The 23,142-nt window shown below is 61.0% G+C and carries 18 protein-coding genes; 16 read left to right on the top strand and 2 right to left on the bottom strand.

Going from position 1 to position 23,142, the window contains the following annotated elements; translation table 11 throughout:
• Positions 1-301: 301 nt before the first annotated feature.
• The 5 genes from holA (at position 302) to DN745_RS03200 (ending at position 7,675) form a co-directional block, all read left to right on the top strand.
• Entirely contained in the window at positions 302-1,354 is a 1,053-nt protein-coding gene (holA, locus tag DN745_RS03220) for a DNA polymerase III subunit delta (protein ID WP_111332124.1), read from the top strand.
• A 70-nt stretch (positions 1,355-1,424) separates the two neighbouring features.
• Positions 1,425-2,792, top strand: coding sequence for a hypothetical protein (locus DN745_RS03215; protein ID WP_133621734.1), 1,368 nt, complete (start codon positions 1,425-1,427; stop codon positions 2,790-2,792).
• Positions 2,789-3,229 carry a hypothetical protein gene (locus tag DN745_RS03210; RefSeq protein WP_111332120.1) on the top strand — a complete coding sequence of 147 codons (441 nt, stop codon included), beginning with the start codon at positions 2,789-2,791 and terminating at the stop codon, positions 3,227-3,229. The genes DN745_RS03215 and DN745_RS03210 overlap by 4 nt, the downstream gene beginning before the upstream one ends.
• A gap of 61 nt (positions 3,230-3,290) precedes the next feature.
• Complete coding sequence (locus DN745_RS03205; protein ID WP_111332118.1) at positions 3,291-5,930, top strand: Hsp70 family protein; 2,640 nt, start codon at positions 3,291-3,293, stop codon at positions 5,928-5,930.
• Positions 5,927-7,675, top strand: a complete 1,749-nt coding sequence (locus DN745_RS03200; RefSeq protein WP_111332116.1) for a hypothetical protein — start codon at positions 5,927-5,929, stop codon at positions 7,673-7,675. The genes DN745_RS03205 and DN745_RS03200 overlap by 4 nt, the downstream gene beginning before the upstream one ends.
• Positions 7,676-7,734: 59 nt before the next feature.
• On the opposite strand, the gene DN745_RS03195 is transcribed toward DN745_RS03200, so the two are convergent.
• Positions 7,735-8,940, bottom strand: coding sequence for a hypothetical protein (locus tag DN745_RS03195; RefSeq protein WP_111332114.1), 1,206 nt, complete (start codon positions 8,938-8,940; stop codon positions 7,735-7,737).
• A gap of 174 nt (positions 8,941-9,114) precedes the next feature.
• On the opposite strand from DN745_RS03195, the gene DN745_RS03190 reads away from it, so the two are divergent.
• Genes DN745_RS03190 through DN745_RS03155 form a run of 8 tightly spaced genes read left to right on the top strand, consistent with a single transcriptional unit; the run spans position 9,115 to position 18,135 of the window.
• Complete coding sequence (locus tag DN745_RS03190) at positions 9,115-10,398, top strand: lycopene cyclase family protein (RefSeq protein WP_111332112.1); 1,284 nt, start codon at positions 9,115-9,117, stop codon at positions 10,396-10,398.
• Between the two features lie 25 nt (positions 10,399-10,423).
• Positions 10,424-11,149 carry a fatty acid desaturase gene (locus tag DN745_RS03185; RefSeq protein ID WP_111332110.1) on the top strand — a complete coding sequence of 242 codons (726 nt, stop codon included), beginning with the start codon at positions 10,424-10,426 and terminating at the stop codon, positions 11,147-11,149.
• Between the two features lie 58 nt (positions 11,150-11,207).
• On the top strand, positions 11,208-12,779 hold the full coding sequence (locus DN745_RS03180; RefSeq protein ID WP_111332108.1) for a phytoene desaturase: 1,572 nt from the start codon (positions 11,208-11,210) through the stop codon (positions 12,777-12,779).
• Positions 12,776-13,795 carry a phytoene/squalene synthase family protein gene (locus DN745_RS03175; RefSeq protein WP_111332106.1) on the top strand — a complete coding sequence of 340 codons (1,020 nt, stop codon included), beginning with the start codon at positions 12,776-12,778 and terminating at the stop codon, positions 13,793-13,795. Before DN745_RS03180 ends, DN745_RS03175 begins: the two co-directional genes overlap by 4 nt.
• Positions 13,795-15,000, top strand: coding sequence for a glycosyltransferase family 2 protein (locus tag DN745_RS03170; RefSeq protein ID WP_111332104.1), 1,206 nt, complete (start codon positions 13,795-13,797; stop codon positions 14,998-15,000). Before DN745_RS03175 ends, DN745_RS03170 begins: the two co-directional genes overlap by 1 nt.
• Positions 14,997-16,553: a phytoene desaturase family protein gene (locus DN745_RS03165; RefSeq protein WP_111332102.1), complete on the top strand. Its 1,557-nt coding sequence runs from the start codon at positions 14,997-14,999 to the stop codon at positions 16,551-16,553. Before DN745_RS03170 ends, DN745_RS03165 begins: the two co-directional genes overlap by 4 nt.
• Positions 16,550-17,356, top strand: coding sequence for an alpha/beta fold hydrolase (locus DN745_RS03160; RefSeq protein ID WP_111332100.1), 807 nt, complete (start codon positions 16,550-16,552; stop codon positions 17,354-17,356). The genes DN745_RS03165 and DN745_RS03160 overlap by 4 nt, the downstream gene beginning before the upstream one ends.
• Entirely contained in the window at positions 17,353-18,135 is a 783-nt protein-coding gene (locus DN745_RS03155) for a hypothetical protein (RefSeq protein ID WP_111332098.1), read from the top strand. Before DN745_RS03160 ends, DN745_RS03155 begins: the two co-directional genes overlap by 4 nt.
• Here DN745_RS03155 and DN745_RS03150 read toward each other — a convergent pair.
• Positions 18,124-19,155 carry a polyprenyl synthetase family protein gene (locus DN745_RS03150; RefSeq protein ID WP_162687420.1) on the bottom strand — a complete coding sequence of 344 codons (1,032 nt, stop codon included), beginning with the start codon at positions 19,153-19,155 and terminating at the stop codon, positions 18,124-18,126. The two genes, DN745_RS03155 and DN745_RS03150, sit on opposite strands and share 12 nt — an antisense overlap.
• Before the next feature lie 248 nt (positions 19,156-19,403).
• Between DN745_RS03150 and DN745_RS03145 the strand changes: the two genes are divergently transcribed.
• The 3 genes from DN745_RS03145 (at position 19,404) to DN745_RS03135 (ending at position 23,058) form a co-directional block, all read left to right on the top strand.
• The gene (locus tag DN745_RS03145) at positions 19,404-20,102 is read left to right on the top strand and encodes a CoA transferase subunit A (RefSeq protein WP_111332094.1); all 699 of its coding nucleotides are present in this window, start codon (positions 19,404-19,406) and stop codon (positions 20,100-20,102) included.
• Positions 20,103-20,158: 56 nt separating this feature from the next.
• Positions 20,159-20,833: a CoA transferase subunit B gene (locus DN745_RS03140; protein ID WP_111332092.1), complete on the top strand. Its 675-nt coding sequence runs from the start codon at positions 20,159-20,161 to the stop codon at positions 20,831-20,833.
• 101 nt (positions 20,834-20,934) lie between these two features.
• Entirely contained in the window at positions 20,935-23,058 is a 2,124-nt protein-coding gene (locus tag DN745_RS03135) for a ribonuclease catalytic domain-containing protein (protein WP_111332090.1), read from the top strand.
• Positions 23,059-23,142: the final 84 nt, after the last annotated feature.

Genomic DNA, 23,142 nt, shown 5'->3' with positions numbered 1-23,142 from the left:
GTCGACGCGCCGGCCTACTAAACGCGGTTGAAATAAAAAAATTCGTTGAACGATTGCATCTTCTAAATCGCTGGGCGATGGTCTAATCAAGATCGCCAACCCTCGTCAACCCGAAAGGCCGCCCAGTCCAGACCTCAAAGCTAGGCAACCCGGCCGGGTTCGCCAGAAATTCCGGGCGTAATTTCTGCACGATTATGATACAGCTCTGTGCGACGATACGAGGCGACGGGCATTGATTGCAGACACGCCGAATATAGCTATCCAGATGATAATGACGGCCACGATCGCAGGCGGGATTTGAATGGGCAAAAAACTCGATAACGCGCGCAACTTTTTTCGCACGCTCAAAAAAAGCGAAGCCGCGCCGGTTTATTTTATCTGGGGCGAAGAGACGATGATGCTCGACGAGGCGGTCGCCGCGATCATCAAGCACGCCGCGCCCGAGGGGACCAATGACTTTAATTTCGACTCCTTTCACGGGCGCGAGGCCAATATGGACTCGGTCGTGTCGGCCTGCGAGATGCTGCCGATGATGGCCAAACGCCGGGTGGTCTTGATGCGCGACTCCCAGGAGGTGCCGCTGTCGGAGCTCGACCGACTGTCGAGTTATCTGGACAACCCGTCGCCCTCGACCTGCCTTATCGTCCACGCGCAGACCGCCAAGAAGAAATTCGACGGGCGAAAGGCCGTGGTCAAAAAGCTCAAAAAAGCGGGCGTCTCCTGCGAATTTGCGAGCCTCTATGAGAACGAGGTCGCCGAGATCCTCGACAGCCGCGCGGGTCGCCGTGGCCTTCGCCTGCTGCCGGTGGTCTCTGCCTATCTTGTGGCGGCGGTCGGCACCGACCTGGCGACGCTGGACCAGGCGCTGGATAAAATCGACCTCTATATTGGCCCGAACGAGTCAGGCACCAAAGAGTTGCGGGTCGTCGACGAGGCTATCGTGCGCGAGGTGGTGGCGGACACCAAAGTTCGCTCGGTCTTTGAGCTCACCGACGCGGTCGGCGAGCGCAAATTCGAGGACGCGCTGCATATCGTGGCGAATATGCTGCGCAATGGTGAGTCGGCCATCGGTTCCGTCGCGATGCTCGCCCGCCATTTCCGAATCGTCGCGCGCCTGCAAGACCCGTCGGTGCGCAATCTAACGCGCAACCAGAAGGCCAGCGCGGTGCGTGTCTCGCCGTTTTTCCTCAAGGATTATGAGCGCCACGCGCGCACCTTTGGGCTGCGCGATATCGAGAATATTCGCTCGCAACTGTTGCGCGTTGACCGCGCTCTGAAGTCGAGCAGCCTCGACGATAAAACGCTGCTCGAGCAACTTATTTACGATATTTGCTTCCGCGAAGCGGCCGCCTGACCACGCTTAATATGTGGCGCTCCTGACGTTAATCTCATTCGAATTCACCCCACTCACCGAGGCAGCGAATTTGAAGCCGCGGCATATTACAACGCCCCAGAACCTCCCCGAGCGCTCGCCCAAGCGCAGGTTATTGGCCGCGCTGCGCGCCAAAACCCTCGTCCCGACGCTCATCCATTGCTTGTCTAGAGGTCGGTCGAAGGCGCGCAAAGATGACCCGCGCATCCTGCGCGATTGGGTCGAGTCCATCGTCACAGACCCCGGCTGGCAGGTCATCGGCCCGCGGGTCGAGGCGCTCGCCGAAGATCCCAAAAAATCCGGGACGCGCCTGGCCGCTGACTGGCTCCAATTATGGTCAAAAGCCGTCGCCGCCGGCTGGTCGCCCCGCACAGACCACCACCACGCCCTTCTCTTCGGGCGTTTTTGCGATGAGGCGGTCGCCGCGAAGGATTTCGAGTCCGCCGAATATTTTTGGACCGAGAGCGTCGCCGCCTGGCTGCGGGTGCTGAGCTCAGATTATCTGGACGCCTGGCTAAAGGGCATGGGCGCCACAAAAGCGCAGACGCGCGAGCAACTTCTGGAGCCCATCATCGCGGCGCGCGCGGCCCAATTGCGCAGCGGGCTCAGCCTGGAAAACGCGGCAAACCCAACCGCTGTCGACCTTCAAAAAACCCGCTTCGCCTGGCAGGCGCTGACGCACCTCGCCGCGCAAATCAAGGCTTCGGGGAGCGAAGAGCCGGCGCTGATTGGCCTCGGCGACGCGGTCGCGCGTGACCTCGGCGACACCCAAGCCGCGCTGCTTCGCCAATTCGCCCGCATGATCGACGCGCTTGATTTGAGCGCGCCAAATATCGACGCGTTGCTCGCTCCGTTTAACTGGGCGGACGCCATCTTCGAGATTTTGCCCATCGACGCGTCGGTCGCCGCACGGGTGAGCGACGCGGCGGTCGACATCGGCTGGAAGCTGCGAAAACTCGGCCCCGACGAGCTCGACAAATGGATGAAAAGACTGCTCAGCGCTGCGCGCCCGTTTAACGACGCGCTTGAGGCGTTTATCCTGGACGGCCAGGCGTTTGGGCAGAACTCGACCTGCGCGGACTTTTTGGTATTTCGCGGCGAGCATCGCTCGCGCTCGAAGGGACGTGATGCGTTTTTTGAGCGCGCGATTAAGGTTTGCCCGGGGCACCGAAACGCCTCGATGATGCTGTCTTATGAGAAGTTATTAAACCTCAGCGACCTGCTCTTGCGCGTGCGCATGGTCCCCTCGGCGATCACGATGTTGCCGGGCACGGCGACGCGGGTCGAGACAGCCATCGCCGAAGCCTGGGAGTTACTCGAGCAGGCGGAATCGCTCTACCCGTCCAACGATAAGATCGACGAATATCGCCAGCAACTCGCCCACGAGGCCAAGCGCCTGGGCACGGAGAAGACCCGATGAGTGATCGCGAGAATCCTGACAATCCGGCCTATCAGAACCCCTTTGACCGCCTGGGGCTCGACCCGAGCCTGAGCCCGGCCCAGCTCACCGAGCGCCTGCAGCGCATGGCCGAGCGCTTGACGCCCGAGAAGCGCGACGAGGTTCGCGCCATCTGGCGTGAGCTGACGATCAAGGATTCGGAGCGCATCAAATTGGCGTTTTTTGCCCACCCGGGAAGCTCCGAGAGCATCGACGCGTTGCGCCGCCAGATTCCGCCCACGCGTGCCGGCGCTGCGCTCAAAGATGACGCGAAGTTCGCGGCGACCGTCTTCGACGCGCTGCTCGAATTCGGCGACTCCAATAACCCGGGCGGCCTGCAGATCGACGCGAAATTGCGGCCCGATTCGGGATTTATGAGCATCAAGGCCGAGGGGCTCGCGACCGATACGACCTCCTGACTCGGCCCCGACCGCTTGCTTGTTTGCGCACACTTTTAACCTCCAACACGCGACTCGAACCATGATCAACCGCCCTGCTGGTATCGACCTTGGCACCACCAACTCAGCCATCGCCGTGATGCGCCCGGAGGGCGACGATATTGTGCTGCTCCAGGATCGCCTGCGCCGAAAAACCGTGCCGTCGATGGTCGGCTGGAACCCCGAGAGCGCGGACTTCGTGCTGGGGCATCGCGCCTGGAATCGCCGCGTGTTGCAGCCTCAACCCATCGCGTCGATCAAGCGAAAGATGGGCTCCCAGGAGCGCGTCGAGGTCGGTCCGCATAATATGTTGCCCGAGGAAGTCTCGGCAAAGACCATCGAGCACCTGGTCGTGCAAATGCGCGATTTCGTTGAGAGTTTGGATGCGCTCGAGAGCGAGCGCGACCCACAAGGCGCCCACCATTTGCGCATCGATCGCGCGGTTATCACGGTCCCGGCCTATTTCGACGCGCCGCAGATTGAGGCGACGCGCGTCGCCGGTGAGTTGGCCGGCATCGAGGTCCTGGGGCTCTTGCAAGAGCCGACCGCGGCCGCCATGTATTACGCCTTTAAGAATGGCATCGGCGACGGCAATTTTCTGGTCTATGACCTGGGCGGCGGCACCTTCGACGTCTCGATTATTCGCTCGTTGATGGGCGAGTATCAGGTGCTGGCCGTCGATGGCGACAACTTCTTGGGGGGCGATGATTTCGACCGACGCCTGGCCGAGAAGTTGCGCAAACACCTGGTCGAGCAGGGCTATAAGCTCGAGCTCGACGTGGCCAACAACGCCGACGACCGCCTGCGTTTTACGCTCCTGGAGCGCATCGCCCGCGAGGTCAAAGAGGCGCTGACCAGCAGCGAGGTTCAATATGTCGGGCGGCGCGATATCTTCGAGGATCAGGCGGCGCAATCAGTGACGCTCGACCTCGAGATCGGGCGGGTCGAATTCGAAGAACTTATCGAAGACCTCATCGACCAGAGCCTTGAGGCCTGCACCCGCGCGCTGGCTCAATCCAAGGAGCAGGCCGACGTCGAGCTGAGCGATATCGACTATGTCCTGCTCGTCGGCGGCTCGACCCATGTGCCGCGCGTGCAAGAGCGGATCGCCGCGGCGCTTTGCGGCCCCGACGGGGCGCGCGGCGAGCGCCCGCTGATCGATGAGCCGGATACCTGCGTGGCGCTCGGCGCGGCGATCCACGCCGCCAACCTCAGCGGCGTCCAATGGGTGCAGCCAAAAGACGCCGAAGACGAAGATCCCCTCAAGTTGACCGTGACCTCGTCGCTGTCGACCCGCAGCGAGACCACGCATCTTATCGGATTTCTCGAAGGCCCGGTGCCCAGGGATGTCACCACGGTCGCCCTGGCGACGCCCGGCGGCGAGATCGCGAGCATCTGCCGGGCGGACGCGCTCAGCGTCCCCGGCGAGCAAATTCGCTTCGAATTCGACGCGGTGACGCTTCGCGATGAGGGGCGCCATGACTTCGTGCTCGAGTTTTGCCAGGAGTCCGGCGAGGCGCTGGTGGCCTTCCCGATCTTTATGCAGCGCCTCGCCGACGACGCGCCCTATCGCCCCACCGGCAGCGCGCTGTCGAACCCGAGCGTGCTGGCCAAAGATATCTATTTGGAGGTCGCCGGCGACTCGGCGCCCGACCGGGTTTTGCTCGTCCCGCGCGGCACGAGTCTTCCGACCCGCCAGGAGTTCCGCTTCTTTACCGCCGACCGCTCCGGCGCGGTGCTCTTGCGACTCTTTCAGAATCGCTATCCGATTCGCACGATTCACCTCGAGATTCCGGACGATACCGAGCTCGGCACGCCGGTCAACCTACGGATTGATGTCGACGAAACGATGGCCATCGTCGCCAATGGCGATGTAAATGGGCAGGAGTTTTCGGCCGAGATCGCCCCGCCGCCGGCTCAGGCGCTGCGCAATTGGGAGGAGATCGAAGCCCTGCTTGATACCACCGCCGCGATTCGTCAAAAGCTGTGGGGACTTGAGCAAAGGAGCTTCGCAAAACGCGTCGATTTTTTGATCGCCGGCATCCACGAAACCGCGCGCACCGACCCCGACAAATTGCAGGTTTTGGTGCGCCGCCTCGAGACGGTCATGGAGGATTATCAGAACCGCCAGACCGATCTTTCGCCGGCCTATTCGCGCTATACGACGCTGCTCAACGCCATCAAACGCGTGGCCTATCGCGACGCCGAGGCGCGCCCCCTTGGGCGCAGCATCGACGAGTGGCATCAGCACCTGGCCAGCATCGAAAAAGACGCCAATGAGGCGTGGAAGGCGCGTGACCAGGAGGGCTGGCGACAGACCTTCGACCAGATCCAGGCGACCTGGGAGAGCCTCGCGCAGGACGAATTTCGCTTCAAATCGACGAACACAACCGAGTATGTGCAGAAGCTTCATTTCGGCCTGAGCCATCAATGCGAGGAGCTTAAAAAGACCGTCGATGCGTTCACGCTTTCGAGCAATCCGGACACCGCGAATCTTCAGCGCCGCGAGATTATGCGCCTGAAGGCCGACCTCGAAGACGAGCTCGAAGACCCGCTCAAATTAATCGACACACACGCCGACACCGCCGTGGTCAAACCGCAGCTCGCCAAGCTCGCCGAGACCGCCACGCGACTGGAGAAACGTGTCGTCGAACTTTCAACCCTGGGATTGGTGCGACGATGAATTCAACAGCCCCCGAAGCATCTTCTGGCGCCCCGAGCGTCGCCCAAAAGCCGACCTTCGACACGCTCTTAAATGAGGTCGATGGCATCTTCGCCAACGCGCGCATCGCCTTCGCGTTAACGATGGTCGACCGCGCGATTGAGCACCAGGAGTGGCCGCAGGCAGCCGAGTTAATCCTTGGCCTGGCCGATAAATTAGAGCGCCGTGACATCCCGCCCACAGCCTGGCGCGAGCTGATTTTGGCGAGCGCCTGGTGCGGCATCAGCGCGCCGGTGTCGGGGGTGATTCCGGCGATTGAATCACTCATGGAGCGCTACGCCACCCGCGCCTGGCCCACTGATTTTTCGAACGCGCAGGGTGAGGCAACGTTTTTAAGAAATAAGCGCCGCGCGATGCCCTGGGAGCTGGCCGATCTCTTTGAGTTGGCGGAGCAGCAGGAAAAACACCTGAACGGGCTGAAATTGGCGCAGCTTATCTGCACCGTTTTTCCGGAGTCTCCGCTCGGCTATTACGCCTGCGCGCATTTCGCGGATCGCATGCTCCATCTGGGCGAGCGTAACCTTCCGAGCGTCTGTACGCCGCAATTTATCGGGCAGAATTTTGGGCGCGCCGAGGAGCTCGCGAAGTTGCTTGAGATGGGCGCGTTTGCGCAACGAGCGCGACTTCGGGGCGGCGCGATTTTGTTGCGCTCCGGCGAGGCACCCGAGCGCGGGCGCGAGTTGCTGCGAGAGGTTGATGCGCCGGCGTTGAGCCGCGCCGACCGCCTCTGGTATGCCGTCGCCATGGCGCATAGTTCGTTTTGGCTGGACCGGGTGCGCGCGGCTGATCAGGTGATCGCCTTGAGCGCGCGCACGACGCGCGGCGCCACCCAAACCCCGCCGCGCCAAGACGCAGACCTCGAGCTCGCCACGCGCCATCTTTTCGAGCAGGCGCCCCTGCAATTGCAACCGATCGAAGTCGATCGCCTCGAAGAGCTGATCGACCTGCTCGGGCCGGTCGAAGACGCCGCACACCTCGCCAAAAACTTGGAGCTGCGCACACAGCTGCACGCCCTCACCGATTTGCCGCTGACGCGCGCCGGCGAGCCGGCCGATAAGATGGCGCTGAACTCGGGGCCTGCGGGACAGGCGGCCGCCGATTTTTGCCAGATTCTGGAGTATTATTTCGCCGCACAGGCCGCCGGAAAACCGATCCCCTCGCCCCACCCCGACGACCTGAGCCGCATCGAAAGCTATTTTCCGCTCGCCGGCACCACGCTAAGCGCCCTCTTCGCCATCCTGTCCGAGGACGCCTCGAAGTTGGCCACCGCCCTCGGGAGCCTGGAAGGAAAGTTGCGCATTACCCAACTTCAACCCGCAGCTCTCAAGCCCATCGGGCTTATCTGGCCGTCGCTCTTCGCCTACCTCGCCGCGCATCGCGACGCCGAAGGCGACGCCACCACGACGCATCGCATCGCCGCCTCAACCCGCGAGATTTTCGACCGCTGGATCGTCCGCGCCCCGCAGCCAAGCTATGGTTGGTGGACGCTGAGCGCGCAAGTCTTGAGCTGCAAAGAGCTCGACGACCCGTGGCCCGAGGCCGCCGCGCGCAGCACGCGCCGAGCGCTCAAAAACGGCATCTCGGGCAACCCGGACTTGAAGTCTCAGGTCCTCACGACGCTTATCGACCGCGCGGTGCAACACGCCGATGATGAGGTGTTGCGGGAATGGTTGGAGATCGGCGAGGCGCATCTTTTGGAGGCGTGAGCGCATATTGGTCCCCGAGGTCGAGGATTTTATCCACGCTCGCGCTCGTCTCCACCAATTTATGCCTCCCCACGCCCCAGCAACGCCACCACGGCCTGCCGGCCCAGCCGGCGAACACGCCCGCGTCGTGGTCCCGTAAAAAGCGGCAGCCATATCGAATTTTTATCGTCCTTTGCCGCCGCATCGCTCGATTCATCGGCGTGATGCACGCGCATGCTGACGAGCGGGCGGTGGCGCGATAAGTCGACGCGCTCCGGACAAATCACCTCGTTAAAGCCGACCGCGCGCGCACCATCGCCATGCTGATTCTCGGTGATATGGCGCATATAAAATGGACCGCTGTCGACCGCGGACTTTTGCGTCACTACCATCCAGGGCTCGGCTTCCTCGGTGCGATAGAGCGCAAAATGCGGCCACCATACGACGCCGCCGAGGTTTCGGCGCTCCTCGAGAAGTTCGATGCGTAGATTTTCGACATGCTCGACGCGGCCGTCCGGATGAAATTCGAGGCCGAAGCAACGGGCGCCTTCGGGGCTTCGTTGGGGTTTTGTGCCCTCGGGCCACAGCGCATAATAGACGCGCTCGATCGTTTCGGCGCGCTTGTTCTCGAACGCCGCGCGCCCCCACAGCCAATGATTAATGCCGAGGTCGTGCAGCGGGCGCGCGCCCACGTTGCAGTCGTGATACGCCCGCCCGGAGAACTCATATCGGACCTCTCCGCAGCGAAGTTTGGCCTCGCCGCGGGCAGGAACGGCGAGTGGAATCCAGGCGTGATCGCGCTCAAAGCCCGCTGGTGAGACGACGTTTTCGGGAATCTTCGCCTCCAGCTTTGGCGCCCTTCCCTGCACGCGCACCGAACCGGTGAGGCGCCCCGCCCCGGCCGGCATCGGGCAGTCCAGCGCGACGTCGACGACGCGCTGGTCGCCCTCGATCCGGGTATGAATGCGGGTCTTCCCGAATCGCCAGGAGCCGCCCTCGGGCTCCCATTCAACCTGCGCGGGCGTGTACTCCTGCAATAGGTAGCAGTCGAGTTTTCCGCCCTTATAGACCGCCACGTTCAGGCTCGGACGCTCGCCCGCCGCCTGCGCGCGCCCGGCGCGCGCGGCGTGCGCGTAGCCGGGCAAAAACGGAAGTCCAAAAGACCAGATGAGCACGAGACCGTTCCCGCGCGCATCGATCAGATCCACATACCACCATAAAAACCCTCCCGGCGCGTCGAGGCATTGATGGTCGAGTGTTCGCGGCTCATTTCCAATTGAAATCATTTACAACTCTCATTCGCACAAAGATGGACCCTGCCGGACTTTTTTTTCGCACGTCGGAATAAAAGCACCTGATTATTCTTTCAGATACCACACAAAGTTTCAGACCGTGCGAATAACGATATGTGGGGCGTCTTATTCCAAATGAATTCAATATTATGCGATATCGACTAGCTCATGAACAACGCATCTCTTCAATTCGACATTCTGGTGGTCGGCGCAGGCCCTGCGGGGCTCGCCGCGGCGGCGGCGCTTTCCCAGCGCGGGCTGCGGGTGGGGTGTCTCGCGCCCCAGCATCCGCCGCGATGGTCCAATACCTACGGGCTATGGCTTGACGAGTTGGAGACGCTGGGGCTTCAAGACTGCGTCGATACTTGTTGGGATTCACCGACCGTCGTGGCCGGCTCCAACACGATTCATCGTCTCCCCAGAAGTTATGCGCGCCTCGATAATAAGAAGCTCATCGCGCGCCTAATCGAGCGGGCAGAAGACGGCAATATCACCTGGCTCACGGGCGTCGCTCGAGATTGGGCGCGCATATCTCGCGGCGTCGAAATTGCCGCGAGTCCCACGGCTCCGCATCAATCACCGCGCTGCTACGAGGCGCGCGCGGTCATCGACGCGACGGGACATTTCCCGGCGCTGCTTAAACGCGCGTCGCGCGTCGCCCCCGCCTGGCAAACCGCCTGGGGCATCATGGCCCATTGCAAAGGGGACCCAATTCTCGGCGGGGCGTCGATGGCGCTGATGGATTTCTCGGCCATCGATGGTGAATCCACCTTCGCGGAGCCTCCCTCGTTTTTATACGCGATGAATATGGGCGGCGGGCGCTACTTCCTCGAAGAGACCGTCCTCGCCTCGCGCCCAGCCTTCAAGATCGAGCGCCTTCAGCACCGACTCGCAACGCGCCTTGAGATGCGCGGTGTGGAAGTCGTTGAGGTTCTGGAAACCGAGCGAGTTGCGTTCCCGATGGGGCTCGATTTGCCCATCTCAAACCCATTCATCCTCGGCTTTGGCGGCGCGGCGAGTATGGTTCATCCGGCGACGGGATATATGGTCGGACGCGCTTTGCAGGCGGCCCAGCCGCTGGCCTTCGCGATCGCCGAGGAACTTGGGCGCGCCGGCGGCGACCCGATGCGTGCGGTGGCGGCGGGTCGCGAGGCGATCTGGCCCCAATCAACCCGCCGCTCGCGCGAGCTATTGCTTTTTGGCCTCGAAACACTATTAAAGCTCAACGCAGATGAAACACGTGTGTTTTTCAATGCATTCTTTAGGCTCGCGCCAGCCCAATGGGCAGCCTATTTGAGCGGTACGGCCTCACCTGCTGAGATTACTCAGATGATGCTTGAGGTATTTCGCCACCTTCCACCGGCGCTAAAGATTCAATTCGCAAGAGCGGGATTTTCCAAGCAAGCGGCCTATCTATTACGCGCGAGCGGACCGTCATTTTTAACGCGTTAAACCCTGGGGAGACTTCGTCCAAACGATGAGCCCGACACTTAAAACCAGCATCACCGGAGTGAGCATCGCCACCGCGATCGTGGCGATGTGGTCGCTCGGCTTGGTCGCCCTTCTGCAGGTCGATCTATCGCTCACCGCGCTCTGGTGGATTCCCGCCGCGATTGTCGGGCAAACCTTTTTATATACGGGGCTCTTCATCACCGCCCACGACGCGATGCATGGCACCGTCTGCCCGTCGAATCCCGGATTTAATCGACTTATCGGACGCGTCACGGTCCTGCTCTATGCGCTGTTTTCCTATAAAACGCTCTACGAAAAACATCACGCGCACCACGAGCATCCCGTATCGGACGATGACCCCGACTTTCATCATCCCGACAATGACCGATTCTGGCCCTGGTATCTGAGCTTTCTGCTCGAGTATGTCACGGTCTGGCAAATCATCGGGATGGCCGCGGTCTATAATATTTTGCTTCATCTGGTCGGCGTCTCGGCGATGAACCTCAATCTTTTTTGGGTGATGCCGTCGCTCTTGAGCACGGTGCAATTATTCTATTTCGGCACCTATCTGCCCCATCGAGGGCCTAAGGCCGACTTTGGCGACGCCTACCACGCGCGCTCAAATGACCTGGGCGTCTGGATGTCGTTTCTGACCTGTTACCACTTTGGGGGCTATCATTGGGAGCACCATCACCGCCCCGGAACCCCCTGGTGGCGGCTCCCGAGCACCCGAAAAACCCAACAATATTAAGCGCTCGCGCTTAAAATAATAACTTCTATTTTGCTCAAATAATTGACCTGAGAGATTCATGAAAAACAAATCGGTAGTGGTGATTGGAACCGGATTCGGCGGCCTCGCAACGGCGATTCGACTGCGCGCGATGGGCTGCAATGTGACAGTCGTTGAGGCCCGCGACCAACCCGGCGGGCGCGCCGGTGTTTTCAAGCGCGACGGCTATACCTTTGACGCCGGCCCCACCGTTATCACTGCGCCGCATCTCTTCGACGAGCTCTTTGAGCTCGTGGGAAAAGAGCGCAGTGATTATTTTGAATTGATGCCCGTGACGCCCTTTTATCGGGTGAGCTTCCCCGACGGGTCGAGCTTTGATTACGTGGGCGATGAAGAGGAACTTATCGCGCAAATTCGGGAGTTTAACCCACCGGATGTCGAGGGCTACAAGCGCCTGGCCGACCACGCGCGCCGTATCTTCGAGACGGGCTATGAGGAGCTTGTCGACCAGCCCTTCGACCAACTCTCCGAGATGCTCCGGGTCGTGCCGGAGATGATTAAATTGCGCAATCATCGCTCGGTCTATGACCTGGTAGCCTCCTATATCGAGGACCCGCGCCTGCGCCAGGTCTTCACCTTCCAGCCGCTTTTGGTCGGCGGCAACCCCTTCAACGTCACCTCGATCTATTTGCTGATCCATTGGCTCGAGCGCAAATGGGGCGTGCACTTCGCCAAGGGTGGCACCACCGCCATCGTAGGCGGCATGATGAAGCTGCTCGAAGATATCGGCGTGGACGTTCGCTTAAGCTCACCAGTCGATCAGATCGAGGTGCGCGGCGGTCGCGCGCAAGCGGTCTATATCGAACACGAGGGAGAAATCGAGCGCATCGCCTGTGATTTTGTCGTCAGCAACGCCGACCCATCGGTGGTCTATACGAACCTTATCGACCCGGCGCATCGCCGCCGAAATACCGATAAGCGCGTCGCGCGGGTTAAGCAGTCGATGGGGCTTTTCGTCGGCTATTTCGGCACCGACCGCAATTACTCGGAGATCGAGCACCACACGATTGTACTGGGCGAGCGCTATCGGGAATTGCTCGACGATATCTTCGAGAAGAAGATCTTGGCCGACGATTTCTCCCTCTATTTGCACCGCCCCACCGCGAGCGATCCCTCGCTGGCGCCCGAGGGACACGACAGTTTTTATGTGCTCTCGCCGGTGCCCAACAATGAGAGCGGCATCGACTGGGAGGCCGAGGGTGAGGCGTATTTTGAGCGCATTCTTGCGCACCTCGAAGAGCGCCATATGCCGGGGCTGCGCGAGCATATAACGACCAACTTCTTTGTGACACCGGACTATTTCCAGGGAGAGTTAAGCTCGCGCTCGGGCGCAGGTTTTGGCCCGGAACCGCGCCTGACGCAATCGGCCTGGTTCCGCTATCATAACGCCTCCGAAGATATCTCAGGGCTGTATTTCGTGGGCGCCGGAACTCACCCGGGCGCCGGCGTGCCGGGCGTGCTCAACTCGGCGAAGGTCGTTGAGCGCCTGGTCCTTGAGCGCGAAAAAGGCGCGAACGGTCCGGGCTCGGCGAGTAAAAAAGAAACGATGGCCAATCGTCTGACGCGAAAGATAGGAGCGATAATCCCATGACGAATGCGCAATTAGATATCCCCGCCGATGAGGGTCGGATTCCGGAGATGAGTGCCGAAGAGGTCGCGCGCCATAGCCGCGAGGTCCTGGCCGAACACTCACGCTCCTTCAATTGGGCGTCGCGTTTTTTGCCCGAGGAGAGCCGCGATGACGCCGCGATTCTCTACGCATTTTGCCGCCTGGTCGACGATACAGTTGACGAGGCCGAGTCGCCCGAAGTTGCGACCAAGCAGGTTGAAGCGCTTCGCGATGAGTTGAATCGCGAGCGCGCGCCGAGCGCGGCGGTCGCGGCGTTTCTGGACCTCTCGGAGCGCCGCGGCGTCGACGTCAGCGCCGCGATGGAGCTGGTCGAAGGCGTCGCCTCCGACCTGGGCGACGTCCTCATAGAGGACGACCGCGCCCTGCTTCGCTATTGCTACCGCGTCGCCGGCACGGTCGGGCTCATGATGTCGCCGGTGCTGGGCGTCGAAGACCCGCGGGCCGTCGCTCACGCCATCGATCTGGGCATCGGGATGCAATTGACCAATATCTGCCGCGACGTGCTCGAAGACGCGCAAAATGGTCGGGTGTATTTGCCCGAAACACGTCTTCGACGCGCGGGGATCTCGCAGAAAGAGCTCCTCGAATCGGTCGCCACGGGCGGCTTTGAGCTCGAAGAGACCGTGGCCAAGGTGGTCAGCGACCTCTTGAAATTGGCCGACCGCTATTACGATAGCGCCGACCAGGGGCTCGCTTATATCCCGGCGCGGAGTCGCCTCGGCATCTGCGTGGCGGCGCGCGTGTACCGCGGCATCGGCGTGCGCCTACGCTACCTGCACGACGCCAATCCGCTGCACGGCCGCACGGTGGTCCCTGGGCTTGAGAAGGCGCTATGGCTCGGCCCGGCCGGGCGCCGCTTCGCCATGTCGAGCCTGCTTAAGCCGCGGCCGCACAAGGCGCACCTGCACCGCGCGCTCGCGGGATTGCCGGGCGTCAACGCCGGGCCATCTCCCAAGCCATCGCCATTTGGAACCTGATGTTCGACCTATCTCTGACAACGGCTCTACCGATCATTGCCCTCGCCGGACTGCCGAGTTTTGCGCTTGCCTTAAGCGCCTTAAACCTCGTCTTCTGGCCCCGCGGCAAGACATCGGCGCGCCTGGAAGAAGCACTATCGGTGCTCGTCCCGGCGCGCAACGAAGAGGCAAATATCGAGCGCTGCGTGCGCGCTATCTTCGAGGCCAGCCACCCGCTCCTCGAGGTCCTGGTTTATGAAGATTGCTCCACCGACCAGACGCCCGAGATTCTGGCACGGTTGCAGTCGGAGTTTACGAAGTTGCGCGTCATCAAGGGGCGGCCACTTCCGGCCGGCTGGGTCGGGAAGCCGCACGCTTGCGCGCGGCTGGTCGAGGCATCGCGCGGCGATACCCTGCTGCTTGTCGACGCCGATACCTTCTTGAAAAAAGGTGCCATCGCGCGCCTGGCGTCCTTGCAGATTCGCCACGATGCCGCCCTGGTGAGCGCGGTGCCCGAGCAAATCAGCGGCACCTTTTTTGAGCGACTCATCCTGCCGCTGCTTCACCTGAGCTATAGTTGTTGGCTTCCGCTTCCCCTGATCTGGAAGACCCACGACCCGCGGTTTCTGGCGATAAACGGCCAAGTCATGATGATGCGCCGCGACGCGCTCGAAGCGGTCGGCGGATTTCACGCGGTGCGCGCCGAAATCGTCGACGATATGGCGATCGCTCGCCGCTTCAAGGAAGAGAAGAAACGCGTGGTCTTCGCGGATGGTTTTCGCATCGCGTCGTGTCGGATGTACCGGTCGGCCCGCGAAGTCTGGGAGGGATTCTCAAAAAATATATTCGAGGGTATGGGGTCGTCAGCGCTGGTCTTCGCCCTCGTTATATTCATCTATTTGAGCACCTTTGTGCTGCCCTATATCGCCGCGATGACGCTCGCGATCGCGGGGCAAACCGCCGGGATTTGGTGGTGGTCCGCGCTGGCGGGCGTCGGGGCGAATCTAGCGCTGCGCGCGATGATGGCGCTGCGTTTTCGCCAGCCGATCGAGGGCATATTGCTGCATCCGCTTGCGGTGATCAGCCTGGTCGCGATCGCGTTTAACTCCCTGCGTTGGAGTCGGCAAAACGAGGTGCTGTGGAGTGGGCGAAGTTATGTTGGAAAGCAGCAACGCAACACGCCAGCCGAAGCTGTGAGTCAAAGTGCGATTGGAGCGGATCAATGATGAGCGTTGCGATTATCGGTGCCGGTATCGGCGGCTTGAGCGCCGCGCTAGAATTAGCGGCGAAGGGTGTCAAGGTTACGGTCTTTGAGGCCGCGTCGGCCCCGGGCGGAAAGATCGGCGTGGGCCAGCATGACGGTGTTGAATTCGACACCGGCCCGAGCCTGCTCACCATGCCCGAGGTCTTCGAAGACCTCTTTCGCCTGGCCGGCACTTCGCTGGCCGACGAGGTCGAACTCGTCGAGTCTGCGCCCTATATGCGCTACCACTATCCCGACGGCGTGCGCCTGGATATTTACCCGGACTTAGACCAGAGCATCGCCGCGATTGGGCAGCAATTGGGGAGTCGGGCGAGCGGGGAGTTCGCCGATTTTATGCGCTACGCGGGAAAAATATGGGAGAGCGCAGCGCCGAACTTCATCTTCAGTCAGGCGCCCTCGCTGGGGTCCATGGCGCGACTTGGGCTTTCTTCACTGACGACCTTATGGAGCATCGACCCGCTCCACACGATGTTAGAGAGCATCGACAAACGCGTGGAATCTCAGCACCTTCGCCATCTTCTGGCCCGCTTCGCGACCTATAATGGCTCGGATCCGCGCAGCGCGCCAGCGACCCTTAATTGCATCGCCTGGGTGGAGATGGGCCAAGGCGCGCGCGGCGTGCGCGGCGGCATTATCGAGCTGGCGCGCGCCCTTCACCGCCGCGCCCTTGCCCTGGGCGTCGACTTCCGATTCGACTCGCCAGTATTGCGCCTGCATCGCCCCTCGGGCGCAGGGGAAGCCCGCGGCGTCGAGACCGCATCGGGTGTATTTAAGGCGGATGCGGTTGTGGTCAACGCCGACGTACGCCACCTGGTTGAGACCCTGCTGCCGGGCGCAAACATCGCCTCCGCCTCCAGCAATAACGACGAGAGCAGCCTCAACGCGGACGCGCCCGCGTCGATGTCCGGGTGGACCGGCGTGATTCGAGCAAAGCGCCGCCCCGAAGGAGAACGCCTCGGGCATGAGGTCTTTTTCCCCGAGGACTATATTCAGGAATTTCGCGATATCTTTGACCACAAACGCGCCCCAACGGACCCGACGGTCTATGTATGCGCACAGGAAAAAGCACATCAACGCACCGGGTGGGCCGAAGATGAGGCGCTCTTTATCATGGCGAACGCGCCGCCGGAGTCTTCTGAGGTGCAAAGTTCAGCGCAGGATTGGGCGCCCCTAAGAGATGCGATGCTTAAGCGCTTGCGCAACGCCGCGGCGATTGACCCGGGGGACGCGCTGATCTGGGAGCGCTCGCCGGCACAATTGGCCGCTCAATTTCCGGGCTCGCGCGGCGCGCTCTATGGCGCAGCCTCTAACTCGAAATTCGCGGCGTTTCAGCGCCCGCAGAATCGCGTCAAAGAAATCCCCGGACTGTATTTGGCCAGCGGCTCGGCGCATCCGGGCGGCGGCGTGCCGCTGTGCGCGCAGTCCGGGCGACTCGCCGCTCAGGCCATCCACGAGGATTTCGGACGCTCCCAAAAACAAAAAAGCCCCGCGCGATTTACGAAGAGGCACACATGAGCAAGAGCAGCGAGGGCGTTCATATCGTGGATTACGGCAGCGGCCCGGAGATCTGGGTTGGCCTGCATGGGTGGAATGGCACGGCGCGCACCTTCGACACCATCGCGCCCTATATCCCCGAAAATGTGACTTTTTTGTCGGTGGATTTGCCCGGCTACGGCCGATCCGAGGCGCCGCCTGTGTGGGATATTTCGGAGATTGGCGCGCAGATTGACCGGGCGATTGTTGAGCGCATCGGGGAGCAATCCTATTCGATGATCGGAAGCTGCGGTGGCGCGATCGTCGGGCTCTATGTGGCGCGCGCGGCAGGCGAGCGCCTGGATGATTTTGTGTGCCTGGAACCCTTCGCTTTTTTACCCTGGTATCTGCGCATTTTTATGTGGCCTGTGCTCGGGTGGCTTTTTTATTGGTCCTCGTTTGGCACGCCCATTGGGCGCGCGATCACCAACCAGGCGATGACCAAGCATCGCAATGACGAGACCGATATGCTCGCCTCATTCGGCCAGGGCTCGTTGATGATCCCGTATCGCTACCTTCAACTCTTCAACACCATTGAAGCCTCCTACCTATTCAAGGAGTTGCCCGGCCATAAGATTCTGGTGTCTGGAGAGCATACCTTTGGGGCGATTCGAGAGTCGGTCAAAGAGTGGAATGAGGTCTGGCCGACAGCCGACCATATCGAGATCCCCGGGGCCGGACACCTGGTCCTGCTCGAAGCACCGGAGCTCTTCGCCGAGAAGCTATTTGAGCGAAGAGCCGCCAAGACGCCACGATTATTACCTTCACATGAGCAGGCATCATGAAATTATCATTGACGCGCCCCGTTCTTTTTATCTGCGCGATGCTGCTCACCAGCCACGCTGTGGCCCAGGAAACCGCGCCCGAAACCGAGTCAAAATCCCCGGATCTCTCCGGCGTTTGGGCGCAGAAGATTGTGCTCACTGCGGTCTCTGATCCGCCCATCGTCTCCAATGTTACGACCGAGACCATCACCTATCTTCGCGTCGAAATCGACCAGAAGAGCGCTAGCGATATTAGGCTCAAAACGACGGCCTGCGATATTGATATTAAGAGTGATTTCAAGCGTATTCGGACCATCGTCCCCAGGGCGTTTATCAAGGCGCAGGGGACGACTTCGCGCAAGGCGAAGCTCGTCATCTCGGGGGAGGATGTCTTTTTAGATGTCGCCCAAAATGTCCAGGTTACCGGGGCGACGCTGCGACAACCGTCCTCTGAGAGTCTGCCGACCCAGCCCGACGACTTTCGCGTGACAGATCCCGACAAGGACAAAAAACCAGGCGTCACGCTTGAGATTCGGGGGCTCGTGGACGGGAAAATCTACGTGGTTCAGCGCGGAAAAGACGCCTATCGCGGCAACGTCGACTCGGATAAACGCATCCACGGCGAGGTCCGCTGGGAGAGTGAGCAGGTGGTGCTCGACTCAACGAGTATCTTTTTGGGAGACCCGCCACCGACCTGGGTTCACCCCGACGCGTCGCTCAGCTACTTTGACATGAGGCGCCTCGACAAGGATATGTCCTGCGCCCAAATCAAAGCGAATAAAAAGCAACTATTCCGCTGATTTGACGCCCGTGGCCCGGGCGTCGATAAGCGGGCGAATCGGCGCGACAAATCTGTCGACCACCGCGTTTAAGAGCATGCTAAGGGCAGGATAATCGTCGAAGACCCCCGACTTCAGCGCCAGGCGGTGTCGCCGCGCTATCTCGCTGACAGCGAAGTCCAGGGAGCCACGCTCACGAAAGGCCCGGGCAACCTTGGCGATATCATCCGGCCCGATCTGCTCGCGCGGCGCGTTGAGCAATCTGCGCAACCAGGCGCGTTCGGCCTGGGGCGCGTTTGCCAGGAAATGCACGACGAGCACCGAAATCTTTCCCTCAAAGATATCGGCTCCGCGCTGCAAACGCCCCTTGTCGGCGTAGAGATCCAGCACGTCATCCTGAACCTGAAAGAGCACACCGAGGTGCGCGGCGGCGGTTTCGAAATCGGCAACCGCCTTGGCCGGAGCGTCGCAAAACTCGGCTGCGCCGGCGAGCGTCAGCATAAAGAGGCCGCCCGTCTTCCCCTCGACCATCTTAAAATAAGCGTCCATCGAAGGGGACTCGACATCCTTGAGCAAAAACTCGCGCTCTTGGCCGTCCATAATGAGCAGTGATTGGCGCAATAAACGCTTTATGAGCGCCTCGCGCTTCTCGACCGCCGCGTCCATGCTCATCAGTAGAAGCGGCGCCCAATAGAGCATCGCATCGCCGAGGTTGATCGCGCGGGGCGTGCCATATTTGGCCCAGACCGTCGGCTGGCCGCGCCGAAGGCGGTCGCCGTCCTGGACATCGTCATGCACCAGGGTCGCGTTATGCAGCATCTCGCAGGCCGCGCCCCAGGGCAGCAGGCGCTCAGGTGGCACCGAAAGCGCCTGGGCCACAGCCAACGGCAACAGCGCGCGGAGGCGCTTTCCTCCGGTGCTCATATGGTAGTGATACATCGCCTCAAGCGAAGTGCCGCCGACAACCGAGGCCGCGACCACGCCGTTCATCAACGCGTTAATATCATCCAGGTATTTTTGCCCCAGGGCGTTAAAGTCCATTATCGATCGTCGTTTCTTAAGTGTGCGAGAAAATCCCCTGAAGGCAATATCTTTTATCCTACGCATACCATACTTCGCGCCGAGAATAACGCACTAAAATGCAAGCGATTCGCGCAGCGAGGATCGCCCGTCAACCTTATCCGGTTGGCAAAATCGCCCTCATTTAGTAACGATCTCACCCAATGAGATGCGAGTCCGGGCAAATGGCCCAAATTACTCATTTTCCCAATTGCAGAAGGAGCGATCGGATGAAAAAAGTATTTAAATCGGCGAGCGATGCGATCTTTGATATTGAAGACGGCATGACGCTTATGAGCGGTGGGTTTGGGCTTTGTGGCAACCCGGAGAATCTGATTCGCGCGTTGCGTGAGCGTGGCACCAAAGACCTTGAGGTCATCAGCAATAACTGCGGCACCGACGACTACGGCCTGGGCATTTTGCTGCAGAATAAGCAGATCCGCAAAATGGTCTCGAGCTATGTCGGCGAGAATAAAGAATTTGAGCGCCAATACCTCAACGGAGAGTTGGAGGTTGAGCTCAACCCGCAGGGGACGCTGGCCGAGCGCATTCGCGCCGGCGGCGCGGGCATCCCGGCGTTCTTCACCGCCACCGGCTACGGCACGGTGGTGGCCGACGGAAAAGAGACCCGCGAGTTCGACGGGCGCCCGTATGTGATGGAGCGCTCGCTGACGGCGGACTTCGCGTTCGTGAAGGCCCAAAAAGGCGACACCAGCGGCAACCTGATCTTTAACGCCACGGCGCAGAACTTTAACCCGCTGATGGCCCGCGCCGCCAAGATCACCATCGTCGAGGTTGAAGAGCTCGTCGAGGTCGGCGAGCTCGACCCCGATCAAGTGCATCTTCCGGGCATCTATGTGCAGCGCATCTTCCAGGGCAGTGACTACGAGAAATGGATCGAGCAGCGCACCACGCGCCCGCGCGCCTAAGCCGCCCTGAAGTCGCGAATCACCCATTAATTTTTGCCTCATTGGAGATAGATACCATGGCCATTTCCCCAGAACTTGCTCTCTCGCGCGACCAACTCGCCCAGCAGGCAGCGCGCGCGCTTAAAGACGGCTTTTATGTCAACCTCGGCATCGGCATTCCGACGCTGATCGCCAACTATATCCCCGAGGGAATCGAAGTGACGCTGCAGAGCGAGAACGGTCTGCTCGGCATCGGCCCGTTTCCCTATGAGGGTGACGAGGACCCGGACCTTATCAACGCCGGCAAGCAGACCATCACGACGATGCCGAACTCGGCGTTTTTCGACAGCGCCGAGAGCTTCGCGATGATCCGCGGCGGCCATATCGACCTGACCTTTTTGGGCGCGATGCAGGTCGCCCAGAACGGTGACCTGGCCAACTGGATGATTCCGGGCAAGATGGTCAAAGGCATGGGCGGCGCGATGGACCTGGTGAGCGGGGCCAAAGAGGTCATCGTGTTGATGAGCCACACCAACCGCAAGGGCGAGGCGAAGCTGCTCAAAGAGTGCACGCTCCCGCTGACCGGTGTGAAATGCGTCGACCGCATCATCACCGACCTGGCGGCCTTCGACGTGCTCGACGACCACCTGCTGCTGACCGAAGTTGCCCCGGGCGTCAGCGTCGAGGCGCTGCGCACGGTGACCGAGGCTGAGTTTGAAGTCTGCGAAGACCTTCGTGAGATGGAATTTTAAGCGACCGCTGCGCGAAGCGGTCGTAGCGTCCAGATGAGCTCGGAGATTCTTTCCGGGCTCATCTGGATTTTAGATTATTAAAAGAACAAAATCAGGCGTTTATGAATATCGGTGAGTTGATCGAATTTAGCAGTGGCGACGACTTCCGCCTTGGGGCGGTGGTCGGAGAAATCGGCAAGAAGAAGCTCGAGATTGTGAGCTCGGAGGGCGAGAAGATGCGCGCGCTGCGCACGGAGGTCACCTTTGAGAGCGGCGTGAAGATCGCGGATGTCTCGGAGAGCACCGCGGAGTCCGGGGCGCGCCGATTTGCCCGACAGGTCGAGGAGGCCGCGGCTGAGGTCGAGGTCGAGATGCTCTGGGAATTCGTCAAAGACGCCGACGAACCGATGACGCTCGCCGAGCTCTCGGAGCTGTTCTTCGGCGAGGTTAACCCGCCGAATTTGCTGGCTATTTTTAGAGTTCTTCGCGACGATATCATCTATTTTAAGCAGAAAAAGGCCAAGCGCGACGACCTCCCGCGTTTTGAGCCGCGCCCCATCGCCCAGGTCGAGCAGATGCAGCGCCAGCGCGAGGCGGAGCTCGAAAAGGAGCGCGAGCGCGATATCTTCATCGACGGGGTCTGCGAAATTTTGGCCGTCGAAGACCCGCCCGAGCGCGCGGCGCTGTCGACCGAGAAGATGACCGACACGAGCTTTCGGCGCCTGGCGCATGTGGTGCAGGACTACGCGATTCACGACGAGGACTCGAATCAATTGGCCCAGGCCAATGAGCTGCTCGACCAGATCGAGGAGCGGGCTGGACGACGCCTGCGAGGCAGCAAAAACCTGCGCGCGTTTGAGCTGATGGTTGAGGCCGGCATCTGGGATACCCACGAGAATTTGCACCTGCTGCGCCGCAATATCTCGACCTCGATGAGCGCCGATATTCTGGAGGAAGTCCGCAAGGTCTGCGCCCAGGCGTGGACGCCGGAAGAGTGGCGTCGCGACGCGACTGAGATCCTGACCTTTAGCATCGATGATATCTCGACGCGCGATATCGATGACGCGTTGTCGGTTGAGTTTTTGGAGGACGGAGGGTTCCGCGTGGGCGTGCATATCGCCGACCCATCGGCGCGGGTTCCGGTGGGGTGTGAGCTCGACGCGGACGCGCGTGCGCGCGGCACCAGCGTGTATTTGCCCACCGGCAATTACCCGATGTTTAGCCCGGAGCTTAGCCACGGGTTGATGAGCCTGGTGGCGGGTGAGCTTCGCCCGAGCGTGAGCACCTTTTTTGACTTCAGCGCAGACCTGGAATTGGTCGGCTCCGAGGTCGTGCCGACCAGCGTGGTGGTCGACCATCGCCTGACCTACGCGGCGGTGGACGCGCTGTTAAGCGAAGACGACGCCGAGACCCCCGAGGAGCTCGCCGGCGAGGCGGAACTCGCCCGCGCACTGGCCCTTTTGCAGCGCGCCGCCGAGGTGATGCTGGCCGAGCGAAACGCCATGGGCGCCGTGAGCATCGACCTGCCCGAGCTCGATATGAAGGTCGATTATTCGGGCGACGAGCCGGTGGTCTATTGCGAGGTCTTGGACTCGAATTCGGAGGCCCGAAAGATCGTCAGCGAGTGGATGGTCGCCAATAACAAATTGCTCGGGGAGTTTTGCCGCGAGCATCAATTGCCGGCGATTTATCGCACGCAGCCCAAGCCCGATGAGGAGCTTTATACCGACGAAATCCTGGCGCTCCCCGAGGGCGTGGTGCGCGAATTCGCGCTGGTGCGAAAGATGAAGCCCGGCGAAGTCAGCACCGAGCCGGCGCCGCATTTTGGGCTCGGACTGTCGGCCTATGTGCAGGGCTCCAGCCCGATTCGCCGCTTCAATGACCTGGTCTGCCAGCGGCAGGTGAAGGCGTTTTTGGCCGGCGAGCCGCTGCCCTACGACGAGACCGATATCGTGGAGGTGCTGGGCACCGTGGAGAATACCGCCAAAGACGCCAAGATCACCGAGCGCGAGACCACCCGCTATTGGATGCTGCACCACCTGGCCGGTCGCAAGGGCGAGCCCATGCAGGCCACGGTCGTCGAGCATAAGGACCATAATGACGCGTTGGCGGCGGTGTTTTTGCACGATGTCGCGCTCAAGGCGACCTGCAAATTCACCAAGCGCCCGGAGGTCGGCGAGGTGTGTGAGGTCACGGTCTCGAGCGCGGACCCGCGCAAAGATACGCTGTATTTGCGCTCGATCTAAGCGCTCGCTTTAAATAACAAAAAAGCCGCGCGCCCTCGGGGCGCGCGGCTTTTTTGTTGGCGAGTCTAAGAAGAGCGAGTTTAT

The sequence above is a fragment of the Bradymonas sediminis genome (assembly GCF_003258315.1).
Classification (GTDB): domain Bacteria; phylum Myxococcota_A; class Bradymonadia; order Bradymonadales; family Bradymonadaceae; genus Bradymonas; species Bradymonas sediminis.
This window is presented reverse-complemented; position numbering and strand designations above follow the sequence as displayed.